Source organism: Flavitalea sp. (assembly GCF_035489435.1).
Lineage (GTDB): Bacteria > Bacteroidota > Bacteroidia > Chitinophagales > Chitinophagaceae > DATHKG01.
This window is the reverse complement of sequence record NZ_DATHKG010000050.1, coordinates 15,964-30,034: the sequence shown is the minus strand read 5'-3', so window position 1 is coordinate 30,034 and position 14,071 is coordinate 15,964. Positions and strand designations below refer to the sequence as shown.

Genomic DNA, 14,071 nt, shown 5'->3' with positions numbered 1-14,071 from the left:
AAAAATAAGGATTTTGAGTTCTTCACAAAATGAAAATTCAATTATTTCTGATAACCGTCATCTTTTATTGAATCAATTCGAGTTTTGACCATTGCAGTTGACTATCGCGGCGTTTTTTGTTAATGAATTTTCCATTTAACCGACTGATTCTGAAGTTTGGAAGAATAAAACCCGGGCCCACAAGTAGGGTATCGACGGATTCGGCAACATATAATAAAATCGGCTTCTTTAAACTGTTCGTTGCAACCAAGGTATCAATTTTTGAGACGGGAGCATCAATATAAAATTCTAAAGGATAAGAGCTCTGCTTATATTGAACAACCGGCACGCCTGGATACTGGGAATTTGCAATGAATGCAGCTTCACTTCCCGACTGATATTTCAACAAATCAGGATACAGAATCCAGAAAAGCCATAGATTGATAATCAATATTCCTAGAGAAGAAATAGTGATAATCCGTTGTTTTGAGGGAAGACCACCCGTGCGCAAAACAAGAGTAACTGCAATAATCCCGGCCCCAATTATTAACCATCCAGTCCCGGTCGGCCGATAAAGGACTTGCAAAGCAATAACCCCAACAAACAAAAGACAAACCAGGATGATCTGAAGTTTCGATATCCGACCGATAACAGGGGCGCTACTTATGCCTAACAGATAATCAGCCGTGATAACCGCAAAAAAAGGAAATACAACATTGAGATAATGCGGAAGTTGAAAACGCGATAAAGAAAAGAGTAAAAACGTCAGGATCGCCGCGAAAAAACTGTACCACTCCAGGCCGGGTTTACGAAATTTACTGAAGCGCTTACCGACAGCAATAAACATCAATACACTCCAGGGCAGAAATGCCCACAGAGAAGTATGAATAAAGAAAGATGGATCACCTTTGCCTTTGATCGGGCCGGTGTTGAAGAATCTTCCGAACTGGCTATCCCAGAAAAAGAACTTCAGCCCCGAAACACCAGTCTGACCAAATACGACTTTTTCAGGATGTTGATCAAACTGAAGCCAGAGAGTGTATAATTCAGGGGCAACGAATATGAAAGTTAAGATGTTGGCTGCCAGCCAGCGAAGCTGAAGCAATTGACGAAGATTGCCTGTAAGTGCAAGATGTCCCATCATGGCACCGCCGATGGGCAACAAGGCAAATATGCCCTTTGTCATCACCGCAAAGGAGGCAAACAAACTTCCTAGCAAGAGATCACGGAGGCTGTATTTTTCCTGCAGGCAAACAAAATGATAAACCGAAGCAATGATCAACCCGGTGAGATAAGGTTCCGCACGTACATCATTACTCGACAATAGAATATGTTCGGCCGTTAGGAGTATTAATGCCGCTACCAGCCCAGTTTCTTTGTTATATAATTTTTTCGCAAACAGGTAAGTGTACCAGGCTCCCATCATCAGGAACAGGATGCCCGGAAGTTTATAGGACCAACCATGTATACCGAAAATTTCGAAAAAGAAAGCAGCAACCCAGAAAGGGAAATGAGGTTTATCCAACCAATCGCGGCCCTCTGCATACAGGTTGACATAATCATTGTTCAAAGCCATGGTTTTGGAGATAGACGCGTACAGCGTTCCGTCCCCACCAATAATAGTAACAAACAAGGGCGCGAAGTTCGCAAACACCGCAAATGCAATCAGAATCTGTAACCAACGGTATGACTGATCCTGACCAGGCTGATGATACATAATGAAAATACTTGCTGCAAAAATACGGTCGGAAATTAGATCTGAAAACTGCCCATTTTATGTTCATCCGCGGGGATTCCTACGTCACCGGGATTGGCCCCGGTTGGCACTTCCGCCATTGGTTTGCCCCCGTTGCAACCCCCGGGGGTTGCAACGGGGTTATGCGAAATCAATCCATATCGGGGTTGCAGACAACTTCAACAGGTTGCTAGGTTTCATAATTCATAATTCATAACTCATAACTCTCTTCCTGCTGGTTCTGCCGGAAGTATTTGAAGTCCACTTGTCATAAATCCTGAAACACAACATACCGGTGATGAAACCAAGAAGAGCGCCGCCGGCGATATCAAGCGGATAATGTTTACCAACATAAATCTGGGCATAACAAATAATGAAAGCCCAAAACCATAGCCAGTACCATTTTTTAGAAGTCATTCGTTGAATGGCAAAAAACCAAAACGTGGCCAGACCAAAATGATTGGCAGCATGGGAAGAAGGGAAAGAATAAGGGCCACCGCATCCGACAAGCCCCCGGATCTCATCCATCAGTTCTGGGTCATGACAAGGCCGCAACCGGCCAAGCATAGGTTTAAAAATACTGGCGCTCGAATAATCAGTAATTGCAAAACACAGAACAGTAAGTACAATAAAAGGAATAGCCTGCTTTTTTCCGAAACGAATAATAAAATACAGGAGAAAGGCATATAATGGTATCCAGGTGTACTGGTGCCGGAGAAATTTCATAAATCCGTCCAAAAACGTTAATGCACCTTCAACATGAATGAGTGTGAAAAGCTCTTTGTCCACGTTGATGACCCATTCCCAGATACCCATAGTTAATTAGTTTAATAATTTAATTATGGCAACCAGCTAATCGTTGATGTGAGTAGGATTTACGAAGTATACCCGAATGTAATCAGTAATCAGTGGTACTAAAAGGTCGTTTGGTAAGCTTAACGTTCAATTAATATGCACTTTCAACTAAAAAAGCCTGTAGACAAGGCGAGATATAATCCGTCCGTTCTCCGTTCCACCGGGTAGGTCTTGAGATAATATCCTTCGCCACTGGTGTTTCGTCCATTTTTTAAACTGAAACGATAGCGGTGCAGGGGACAAATAATATTACCCATCGCATCGAGATCGCCGTTTGCCAAAATGCCACTCGCATGAGGACATTTGTAAGCAAAACCATGCCACTGTCCGGCATGTTTGGCGAGGCAGATCTTTTTGTCGCGCAGTTCGATAACAGCGATGCCATTGGGGCCGATTGGCAGTTCGTCGGCAGACTCAGCTATTTTGAACCAGGTGGTCATTATAAGGACGAATTTGATAATTGTAGGTTAAGGAATCAGTTAAAAGATGATTAATAACCAGCGACACAATGATGTCGAGAAAGGGATTTCTCTACGTTTTCACAAGGATTTATTCAAATCGACAATCAGAAGATAACATGCCAAGAAGAATCATACAGTAGGTTCAACAATGACATGACGTATCAATATGACGTGTCAATACAATATTTTATTAATCCATAATATTTCAATCCAGAATATATCAATCCATAATGGGTCATTACAAAACGGAATCAATACAAAAACTCCGTTTTATAAGGATACCGGATTTTATACAGCTCTCTGACCTTTGATAAAATCGCATGGCGTAATTCTTCAATATTAGTTCTTTCAACGGCTGAAATAAACACGGCATTGCCGTTGGTTTCACGCTGCCATTTTTCCTTAAGATCCAACAGGATCTCTTGTTTCACTTCCGGTTCCAGCCATTCATCAAAAGTATTTTTTTCATACATATCCATCTTGTTGAAGATAGTAATGGTCGGCTTGTCAAATGCTTTGATATCCTGCAGCGTGCTGTTTACTACTCCGAGCTGCTCCTCAAATTGTTGATGAGAAATATCTACAACATGCATAAGGATATCTGCTTCGCGCACCTCATCCAATGTGCTCTTGAAACTTTCAACAAGGTGGTGAGGAAGTTTGCGAATAAACCCTACTGTATCGCTCAAAAGAAATGGAGTGGTTTCATACACTATTTTGCGGGTGGTTGTATCCAGCGTAGCGAACAGCTTATTTTCTGCAAAAACATCGCTTTTGCTAAGCAGGTTCATGATGGTAGACTTCCCAACATTTGTATATCCAACAAGTGCTACCCTGATAAATTCACCACGTTCCTGTCTTTGAACTGCCGCCTGTTTATCAATTACTCCAAGTCTTTTTCGCAGCAGGCTGATCTTTTCTTTAACGATCCGCCTATCCGTTTCAATTTCAGTTTCACCGGGGCCCCTGGTTCCGATACCTCCACCCAATCGTTCAAGGTGACTCCACATTCCCTTAAGCCGTGGTAAAAGATATTGATACTGGGCAAGTTCAACCTGGGTTTTTGCCTGGGCGGTCTGCGCCCGGCGTGCAAATATGTCCAGAATCAGATCGGATCGGTCGATAACCTTGGCGTCTAATATCTTCTCAATATTCTGTATTTGCGAGCCGGTTAACTCATCATCAAAGATGACAAGGCCTATGTCTTTTCCTTCAAGATATTTTTTGATCTCTTCCAGTTTTCCTTTGCCAATAAAGGTTCTGCTGTCGGGATGGGGGAGCTTTTGAATATATCTCTTTACCGTGGTTGCGCCGGCGGTAAGTGCCAGGAATGCAAGTTCTTCAAGATATTCTTTAACCTGTGCCTCGCTCTGGGTTCCATAAATAAGGCCAACAAGGATAGCCTGTTCTTCTTTATAAACAACTTTCTTATCTAACAAGACTTAAAATATTTTTTGTGGGTAAAGGTACTGTTTTTGTTTTTGGGCAATAAAAAAGCCGCATCACTGATGCGGCTCTGAATATCATAAAATGATCTTTTATAATCCGCTGATGGCAAGTCCAAACTGCAGGGGCCTCACATCAGGTCCAAAACCTTCTTTGATAAAGGCATTGACCTGGTAAACGGCGAAAAGGCTGAAAATACCATAACCAATACGGCCGGTAACCGCCAGCCTTGTGCTATTGAAGAATCTTTTAGATTTTTCCTTGTCAGTATAGGCATTAATGGTTGCACCTGAACTGCTCTGCCAGGTTTTTCCCTTGGCAACTGCTCCAACCATGGTCCCGATTTTTGCTCCAAGGGCCAGCTTCCAGGACTTATTGTAATTTTCAGGATTTGAAGTAAACCTCAGCTCCAGGGGAACTTCGAGGTAGGTATTCATCACCTTATATTTTTTAAAATGTGTGGTGTCAGATACATCTTCGAAACTCAGCTGGTTAGCTTTACGACCGGTAACATCAACGATAACCTTATCAAAATATGTATTATCAACGCCAACCCCAACACCAAGCGCCACACTGAAACGTGGATTGGTTTTGAAAGGCAGATCATACATCAGATGAGCATTAAATGTTCTTGAAAATCCTTTAATAGCAATCGAGTCAGGGGCCTTTGTCCACATGTTTATGCCAAACTGCATAATGAAATGGTCACCTGAGCGGTTATCGATATTGACCTTGCTCCAGTCTTTCTTTTGCTTTTTTGGTTGTGAATTGGCTTTGATGATGGAGTCCTGAACCTTGGTACCTGAAGTAGTGAGAGAATCCTGTGCCGACAATTGAGAAAACGAGCCTGCCAGCAGAAATGCAATAAATAATTTTTTCATAAACATAAATGATTGTCAAATGTATCCTGTAGCCGGTTAAAAAACTGTTAAGGAAGAAGTCAAATTTAATATTGCTCATTTAATATTGAATACCGGGAAGAGGCAAACCTCCATTGATAACCAGTATTCAATATTAAACAGGCAATGTTCCTTACCTAACATTTGGCAATTGTACAACTGACAATACCTTGTGGACCCTGCTGGGCACGATCCAGCGACCCTCTGATTATGAGTCAGATGCTCTAACCAGCTGAGCTAAGGGTCCAGTAATTTGGCTTTGGAAAGCCCGAAACCTGTAAAGAACTGCTGCATCAAAGGCGAAAAAGGACCTTTTGACTTTTTGCAGGTCTGCGAAATTAGAAAAATTCATGGAGGGAAACTCAGAAATCTTATAATTTTTTTCAGTTAACTTGCATATAGCTTTATTTAGTCCCTCAAGTTCTCAATAAAGTACGATCGCGCATGCCTACTCCTTTTGAATTAATAGAGTTACAAAGGCGGATAGCCTTGTATGATGATGAAACGGCTTACAGGCAACTTTATTACCTGTTTTACAAGCCACTTCTTCACTTCATCGGGTCATTTGTGTCATCCCCCGAAGTATCTGAAGAGATTGTTTCCGATGTGTTTATTAAAATCTGGCAAAACCGCAAACATGTTGACGAGATCAGGAACCTCAAGATCTATCTTTATGTAAGTGCGAAAAATAATACGCTGAGATATCTTCAGTCGCAACAGAAGTTAGCGCCGATTGGGCTCGATGAGCTGGAAGTAGAACTCCAGAATAATTCGCAGGATCCGGAGGAGATGATGATCACAGTCGAAATGATGACAAAAATGGAAAGGGCAATTGACTCATTGCCGCCCCGTTGTAAACTGGTTTATAAGATGGTTCGGGAAGACCGGTTAAGATATAAGGAAATTGGCCAGATTCTTGACATCTCGATAAAAACCATCGATAACCAGCTTGCGATCGCTCTCAGGAAAATAGCAGAAGCAATACAGTTTGACCTTAGAACCGTTAGCTCCAGTCTGCCTCCCGCCCGGGAATCCTGATTTGAATCAGATTTTCGGTATTAATCGGAAATAAACATTTCCAATCTATTATTATTCAGATTTTTTTTATTGCCTGGACTTTTTTTTCAAAGCCTTGGTAGATTCTTTTGATCCATGTCTCCATATAGTTACACAATTACTATATGGAACAAGACCGTATCTGGACTTTGATGGCCCGCAAGCTTGCAGGCGAAATAACAGCTGAAGAACAAACCGAGATGGAGCAGTTCCTCCGGACCAATCCCGATATACATTTCCCTTTACAAACGATCAGCGATCTCTGGGTTCCTGACACCTATAATGAAGATCCGGAAGAACCGGATCCTGAAACGGAAGCCGCGTATGAAGCGCATATAGAAAGGTTAAGAAATGCCCATCCTGCCACACAGAAATCAGGCACGGTTAACCTGCTTCCATACTTTATAACCCTTGTGGCAATTCTTACCATTACCTACCTTTTGATGCCCCGGAAAAGAACAACTGCCAGGGCTATGGCTTTAAGTGAAATCTCAACAAAGAATGGTTCAAAAACAAAAACAGTGCTGCCGGATGGTTCACAGGTATGGCTAAACGCTAAAACAAATCTGACCTATAATGAAGGTTTCGGAAAAGATAATCGTGAATTGAAACTGGTAGGCGAAGCTTTTTTTGTTGTGACGCCTGATGCTGCCCACCCCTTTATCATACGGACTTCAAACATGGAACTTAAAGCAGTTGGTACGAGTTTTAATGTTAAATCTTATCCGGGAGAACAAAACAGCGAAGCAGCATTGATCAGTGGAAGCCTCGAAATAAGACTAACTGCGGGAGATCGACAGAAAATTATCTTGCGTCCCAATCAAAAACTAGTGATTTCCAACGATTCTATGCCCCGGCCAGCCACTATAAATGCGGGGAATTCTGTGGACGAACCTTCTATGGCCATCCGGAGTATTACCCACTTCAAACAGGCTGACAGTATAATAATTGAAACTTCATGGGTGGAAAACCAACTTGTTTTCCAGGATGAATCTTTAAAGGACATCGCTTTAAAAATGGAAAAATGGTATGGCGTTCCAATTTATTTCGGGAGTGAATCTCTGAAGAATCTAAGATTCACAGGAATTTTTGAAAAGGAAACGATACAACAGGCACTATATGCGTTATCAATCACCCGCGATTTTAATTATGATATTCAATCAACAGGAGTGACAATTTCACCCGTTTCGCCTTGATGCATTAAGCAAACTAACAAACAAAACTTCATGAGCTTACCAAACACTACCTAAAAATAAAAAACGGGAAATGCGCTAACATTCCCCGCCAGATTAGTGCGGTATGGCGACCGTCGGAAGTAGGCCATACCATTTATTCACCGTTCAATGTTTAAAATATGAAGAAAAAAATGATTTTTTCCGGGTCTTCCGGAAAGTATCACCTATTAAAGTGCATGTTCATAATGAAATTGACCGCGGTCATCATTTTGGCATCCAGTTTAAATCTATCTGCCGGCTTTTTCTCCCAGTCTAAGATCAGTTTCAACATGCAGTCGGCCGATATTAACAAGGTGCTGTCAGTATTCGAAAAAAGATCTAACTATCATTTTCTCTACAACCAGGCTTTATTAAAAACACAGGGGAAAGTATCAATCAGTGCGTCTGAAGAAGATGTTATTTCTGTGCGGGCTACAATCACTGGCCGGGTTACAAATACTGCAGGCGAACCTATCGAGGGCGCTTCTATCCGTGTGAAATACAGCGAAGCAGGAACCACTACGGATTCGAGTGGTAATTTTTCTATCACTGTTCCGGATGGTGCCGTACTTGTTTTTTCCTATGTTGGTTATGCGGACCAGGAAATTCCAACTGCCGGTAAAACAACTATCGATGTTGTGCTTGTCGAAGGGGGCAAAGAGTTGGAGCAGGTTGTTGTTGTTGGATATGGAACCCAACGAAAGATAGATGTAACAGGTTCGGTGGCTACAGTTTCTGGCGCTGAAATCAGCAAGCAACCGGCCCCCAACGCCATCAGCGGTTTGCAGGGTAAGGTTGCGGGTGTCCAGATCACGAATACCGGTAAACCTGGTGCATCTCCGCAGATCAAAATCCGTGGTGCGGGTTCCGTATATGGAAGTACTAATCCACTATTTGTAGTCGATGGCGTATGGTATGATGACATTAATTTCCTTAACCCGGATGATATTGAATCCATGAACATCCTTAAGGATGCGTCCAGTGAAGCGATCTATGGTATTCGTGCGGCTAACGGAGTTGTACTTGTCACCACAAAAAAAGGCAAGCCAGGGAAAGCAATTGTTAACTATACGGGCTTTATCGGGTTTCAACGGGTCACTAACCAGGTTGAGATGACCAACGCAGCAGAATATGCAACCCTCCTGAATGAAAAAACCCGGATCAATGATCCAGCCGCTACACTTCCTTTTGCAAACCCCGCTTCCCTTGGAAACGGCACTGACTGGTATGACCAGGTGCTTCGCACTGCACTGATCACCAATCATAACTTGAGTGTAAGCGGTGGGGGTGACAAATCCACCTATAGTTTTTCACTTGGGTATTTGAAACAGGAAGGGATAGTGAATACCAATGTGTTCGATAGGGTAACTGCACGTTTTCAGCATGAATTCCAGGTGTTTAAGCCTTTAAAAATCGGGTATACTCTGACTGCTGCAGCCAACTACACCGATTCGGTACCACAATCTATCTTCTATAATACTTTTGTAGCGCCACCTGTGATACCGGTTCGGGAAGCAGACGGTTCTTACGGGGATCCGGTAGATTATCCCACCGGGAATTTCGCGAATCCCCAGGCGCAACTCGATTTTAATTACGGCAAGGTAAAACAGTTCCGGTTTACTGGTAACGTTTATGCTGAACTCAAGTTCCTGCAGAACTTTACGTTTCGCAGCAGCGTTGGTGGTGAATTTGGCGAGTCCAATACCCGCGCCTATCTGCCGGTCTATAACGCAACCAGCGTACAGAATCGTAACATCAGCCAACTAACCGGTTCCGAATTAGAGAACCGAAATTTTATTCTCGAAAACACGCTGACTTTTAACAAACGGTTCGATGATCATAATCTGACAGTACTGGCGGGCCAGGGTGCGCAAAGTTACCAGTCTTATGGACTGACAGGTACTTCGCTGAATGTGCCTAATACCAGCGAGGGGGATCTTTATTTCGCACTGGGTAATACCGGAACACGAAACATATCTGACTATGGCAGCAAGTACACCATCGCTTCCTATTTTGGGCGTGTTAATTATAGCTTCCGCGACAAATACCTGTTGACGGCATCCATCCGCGCAGATGGTTCCTCCAAGTTCATTGATGATCAGCGCTGGGGTTATTTTCCTTCCGTTGGGGTGGGCTGGGTGATTACCAAAGAAAGCTTTATGGAAAATCAAAAGATTTTTGATAACCTTAAGCTACGCGGGTCCTGGGGCCAGGTGGGTAATGTTTCCGTTCCCAACCAGCTTTCAGTACTCACAGTTACCCAGAACCCAGGCTTTACTGGTTTCTTTGGAAATCCAAGTACACCGTACACGGGGGCTAGCATAGCTACTTTGATTCCGCCAACCACATTCTGGGAAAGAGGTGAGGGAACCGATGTTGCGCTGGAAATGAGTGTTCTCAACAACCGGCTTAGCGTAGATGCAGGCTGGTACAACCGGTTGACAAAAAATGGGATTTTCGCGATACCAATAAACGCTTATTTGGGAACGACCAGTTCAACGATCATAGGAAACCAGGGTACTTTCCGCAACAGGGGTTGGGAATTCTCAGTGAATTGGAAAGACAATGTCAGCAAGGATTTTGGTTACAATGTCGGCGCCAATTTCGCGATAAACGATAATAAGGTGATGGAACTGACTACAGGCAATGCTCCTTTTTATTCTGGCGGTTCCGGTACAGTCGCAGGACGGCTTACCACAAGAAGTGCAGTCGGTCAGCCTCTCGGACAATTTTATGGCTTCAGGGTAGAAGGAATTTTTCAGAGTGCAGATGAAGTAGAAAAATCAGCTCAGAAAACTGCCCGTCCGGGCGATTTTCGCTATGCCGATCTGAACGGAAATGGCGCCATCGATGACGGAGACCGGGTGATTCTTGGAAATCCAAATCCCAAATACACATTTGGCCTGAATACCAGCTTCAACTATAAAGGATTTGATCTTTCTGTGGACTTCCAGGGCGTGGCCGATGTAGAGATTTACAATGGTACAATGAACGTCCGGTATGGTAACGAGAATTATATAAAAGAGTTTTATACCAACAGGTGGTCGGGTCCTGGTACCTCCAACTTTTATCCCTCGTCTAATCTCAACGGGGATAACCTGAATCCCAGTAATTTTTATGTTGAGGATGGTTCTTACCTACGTGTCCGCAATGCGCAGCTGGGTTATACATTTAACCAGGATATGACCGGGCGCTGGGGTATCAGTCGTCTCCGGATTTTCGCGAATGCACAGAATCCTTTCAATTGGTTTAAGTACCGCGGTTTTAGTCCTGAAGTATTAACTGATCCCTACAATGCCACAGGCGCAATTAACTCAGGAATAGACGTAATTGTATATCCATTGTATGCTACTTACAATTTTGGGGTAAACCTGACTTTTTAATTTCAAAATGACGCACTATGTTATCTCATAATAAAAATCAGATCATAAGGAAAGCAATGCCGGTTGCGCTAAGTCTGGCGCTGCTTATGCCGATCGGTTGCAGTAAATCCTTTCTCGAGGTGCCACCGCAGGCACAGCAGCCAAGCGAACAGTTTTTTGTGGACCAGGAAGATGCTTTGCAAGCTACTTACGCGATGTATGCCAATCTTCGCACTTTTGGCAACGTCGCATTTGGCGCATTCGCAATAGAAAGCATGGGCTCGGATGATGCAGAAAAAGGTTCCAGCCCTGGTGATGCTTCGTTTTTTAATACCTATGATAATTTCTCGCATACCGCATCCGAAGGACAGACACAGGGATTTTGGGCAGCGCAATACAGTAACGTTAATCTGGCCAACCAGATTTTGGATAACGTCGGTGGAATTGCCATGGATGAGGGACTAAAAAACCGGATATTAGCGGAAGCGAAATTTATACGCGCCTACTCCTATTTCAGGCTGGTCCGGGCCTTTGGAGGTGTTCCACTTTTGCTCACTGTGCCCCTGAATGCAGAGGAATACCTCGTGCCCCGGTCTACTGCTGCGGAAGTCTGGGCGACAATCGAAAAGGATCTGACGGAAGCAGCTACCGTGCTTCCTGCCAATGTAAGTAACGCGGAATTAGGAAGGGCAACCCGCGGTGCAGCGCTCGCGCTTCATGCAAAAGCATCAATGTACCAGTCGAAGTGGAGCCAGGTATCAGCGCTCACGGACCAGGTTATAAGTCTTGGATACGATTTGTTTCCAAGCTTCGAGGGACTTTTTCGCATTCCCAACGAAAACAACCGGGAATCGATTTTTGAGATCCAGGCTACTTACGTTCCGGGAAATTGTGATGTATCAAATAGTCAGTATAGCCAGACCCAGGGTGTTCGGGGCAGCCGGGGCGGGGGATGGGGATTTAATGTGCCAACCGCTGAACTTGCTTCAGCTTTTGAAGCCGATGATCCCCGACGTGATGCAACCATTATTTTCCGGGGCGAAACTACTCCCCAGGGCGATCTGATTCCGGCTACCGGTGATAATCCCCGCTACAATCAGAAATCATACGTACCCTTTAGTCAGTATGTGGAGTGTAACGAAGGTTCAGAACAGAACATCCGGGTGATCCGTTTTGCGGATGTTCTGTTGATGAAGGCTGAGGCGGCTAATGAACTTGGTAATACCACCGCAGCACTGGAAGCGCTGAATAGGGTGCGAAGACGGGCCCGGGGTAGTAATCCCTCAGTATTACCAGATGTTACAACCACCAATAAGGATGCATTGCGCCTGGCGATATGGAACGAGCGGCATTATGAACTCGCCATGGAAGGGGACCGGTTTTTTGATGTTATCCGGCAGGGTCGTGCTCCCCAAATATTTGGTCCAAAAGGATTCAAGGCCGGCAAGAACGAAGTTTTTCCGATCCCGCAGACTGAGATAGATATCTCCGGAGGCATCCTGACTCAGAATCCTGGTTATTGAGTGTCAAATAGACTATGGGGCGGTTGCTTGAAAGCAATTGTAACCGCTATTGTATCATATTTACAAAAGCCGGGGTTAACCGTCCAAATGGCCGACCCCGGTTTTTTGTTTTCAACGACCCGTCACGAATCATATGCTGCGTGGCTATAATTAATCAATGAATTACGATGAAAAGAACCCTGATTTATTTGCTGGCCTTTACCGTTATACAAAATGGAACGGCGCAGGTTAAAAAAAAGAATCCGGAGCAAAAAATCAATGCCCGCGCCGGCATTTCGTACTCCACTGATATTCGGAAAAACCTGACCGATAGCCAGTTGCTTGACCTGGTCCAGAAACAAACCTTCCGGTATTTCTGGGATTATGCTCACCCGGTGAGTGGAATGTCCAGGGAACGAAGTAATAAATCATTTGATTATGGTGATGAAGTAACTACCACAGGCGGTACAGGCTTTGGCATCATGGCGGTGATCGTAGCTACAGAACGCAGATGGATCGCACGTGATACGGCTGCAAAATTCCTTTTGAAAATGGTTCGGTTTCTTACTAAGGCGGATTCATATCACGGTGTTTATGCTCACTGGTTAAATGGCGCAACCGGGAAAACGATTCCATTTAGCCGTAAGGATGACGGCGCTGATTTGGTGGAATCTTCATACCTCTTCCAGGGACTACTTTGCGCGCGCCAATATTTCAATGGTGATAATCCTGTTGAGAATGAACTACGGAGCAAGATCGGCTGGCTCTGGAACGAAGTTGAATGGAACTGGTTTACACAGGGCGGCCAGGAAGTATTGTACTGGCATTGGAGCCCAAACAACGGTTGGGCAATGAATTTCCCGGTACGTGGTTTTAATGAATGCCTGATCATGTACGTACTTGCAGCTGCCGGTGAACGTTATCCTGTGTCTGCTGCGGCCTATCATCGTGGATGGGCTCAAAGTAGTTTCTTCAAAAATGGTAAAGAATTTTATGGCATTAAACTGCCACTTGGATTTGACTATGGCGGGCCATTGTTTTTCTCACATTATTCTTTTCTCGGACTGGATCCCAGGGGCCTGAAAGATCAGTATGCAGATTACTGGGAACAAAACCGTAATCATACATTGATAAACCGGGAGCATTGTGTACGAAATCCCAAGGGTTTTAAAGGTTATGGTCCAGACTGCTGGGGTCTTACGGCTTGTGACACCTATGATGGTTATAATGCCCATTCACCAGACAATGATTTTGGTACGATTGCACCAACTGCAGCATTGTCTGCTTTTCCTTATACACCTGAATATTCAATGCAGGCCCTGAGGCATTTCTACAATGATCTTGGTGATAAGATCTGGAGCGAATATGGATTTGTAGATGCTTTTAACGAAACAAAAAACTGGTATGCCGATTCACACCTGGCCATCGACCAGGGGCCGATTATTGTTATGATAGAAAATCATCGTTCAGGATTATTATGGAAACTATTTATGGGGATACCTGAAATACAAAAAGGATTGAAAAAGCTCGGTTTTGAAAGTCCGCAGATAAAGTAACCCAAT

General features: G+C 43.9%; 10 protein-coding genes and 1 tRNA gene. 5 read left to right on the top strand and 6 right to left on the bottom strand.

The annotated features are described in order from the left end of the window. Window positions 1-64: 64 nt before the first annotated feature. The 6 genes from VK664_RS07905 to VK664_RS07880 all read right to left on the bottom strand — a co-directional run bounded on the left by VK664_RS07905 (window position 65) and on the right by VK664_RS07880 (window position 5,622). Window positions 65-1,696, bottom strand: a complete 1,632-nt coding sequence (locus VK664_RS07905) for an ArnT family glycosyltransferase (protein ID WP_461398094.1) — start codon at window positions 1,694-1,696, stop codon at window positions 65-67. 222 nt (window positions 1,697-1,918) lie between these two features. Continuing rightward, window positions 1,919-2,530: a phosphatase PAP2 family protein gene (locus tag VK664_RS07900; protein ID WP_461398093.1), complete on the bottom strand. Its 612-nt coding sequence runs from the start codon at window positions 2,528-2,530 to the stop codon at window positions 1,919-1,921. Window positions 2,531-2,673: 143 nt separating this feature from the next. Next, the gene (locus VK664_RS07895) at window positions 2,674-3,009 is read right to left on the bottom strand and encodes a Rieske (2Fe-2S) protein (protein WP_461398092.1); all 336 of its coding nucleotides are present in this window, start codon (window positions 3,007-3,009) and stop codon (window positions 2,674-2,676) included. A gap of 272 nt (window positions 3,010-3,281) precedes the next feature. Continuing rightward, window positions 3,282-4,469, bottom strand: coding sequence for a GTPase HflX (gene hflX / locus VK664_RS07890; protein ID WP_461398091.1), 1,188 nt, complete (start codon window positions 4,467-4,469; stop codon window positions 3,282-3,284). Between the two features lie 99 nt (window positions 4,470-4,568). Then, a complete protein-coding gene (locus VK664_RS07885) occupies window positions 4,569-5,357 on the bottom strand; it encodes an outer membrane beta-barrel protein (protein WP_461398090.1) in 789 nt (262 codons plus the stop codon). A gap of 191 nt (window positions 5,358-5,548) precedes the next feature. Beyond that, window positions 5,549-5,622 (bottom strand) — tRNA-Ile (locus tag VK664_RS07880). A gap of 197 nt (window positions 5,623-5,819) precedes the next feature. Between VK664_RS07880 and VK664_RS07875 the strand changes: the two genes are divergently transcribed. The 5 genes from VK664_RS07875 (at window position 5,820) to VK664_RS07855 (ending at window position 14,065) form a co-directional block, all read left to right on the top strand. After that, window positions 5,820-6,413, top strand: a complete 594-nt coding sequence (locus VK664_RS07875; RefSeq protein WP_461398089.1) for an RNA polymerase sigma-70 factor — start codon at window positions 5,820-5,822, stop codon at window positions 6,411-6,413. Between the two features lie 143 nt (window positions 6,414-6,556). After that, on the top strand, window positions 6,557-7,627 hold the full coding sequence (locus VK664_RS07870; RefSeq protein ID WP_461398088.1) for a FecR family protein: 1,071 nt from the start codon (window positions 6,557-6,559) through the stop codon (window positions 7,625-7,627). A gap of 224 nt (window positions 7,628-7,851) precedes the next feature. Beyond that, entirely contained in the window at window positions 7,852-11,028 is a 3,177-nt protein-coding gene (locus tag VK664_RS07865) for a SusC/RagA family TonB-linked outer membrane protein (protein ID WP_461398087.1), read from the top strand. Window positions 11,029-11,045: 17 nt separating this feature from the next. Continuing rightward, window positions 11,046-12,530 (top strand): RagB/SusD family nutrient uptake outer membrane protein, encoded by a 1,485-nt coding sequence (locus VK664_RS07860; RefSeq protein ID WP_461398086.1) that lies wholly within the window; start codon window positions 11,046-11,048, stop codon window positions 12,528-12,530. A gap of 167 nt (window positions 12,531-12,697) precedes the next feature. Beyond that, window positions 12,698-14,065 (top strand): glucoamylase family protein, encoded by a 1,368-nt coding sequence (locus tag VK664_RS07855; RefSeq protein WP_461398085.1) that lies wholly within the window; start codon window positions 12,698-12,700, stop codon window positions 14,063-14,065. The last annotated feature ends 6 nt before the right edge of the window (window positions 14,066-14,071 follow it).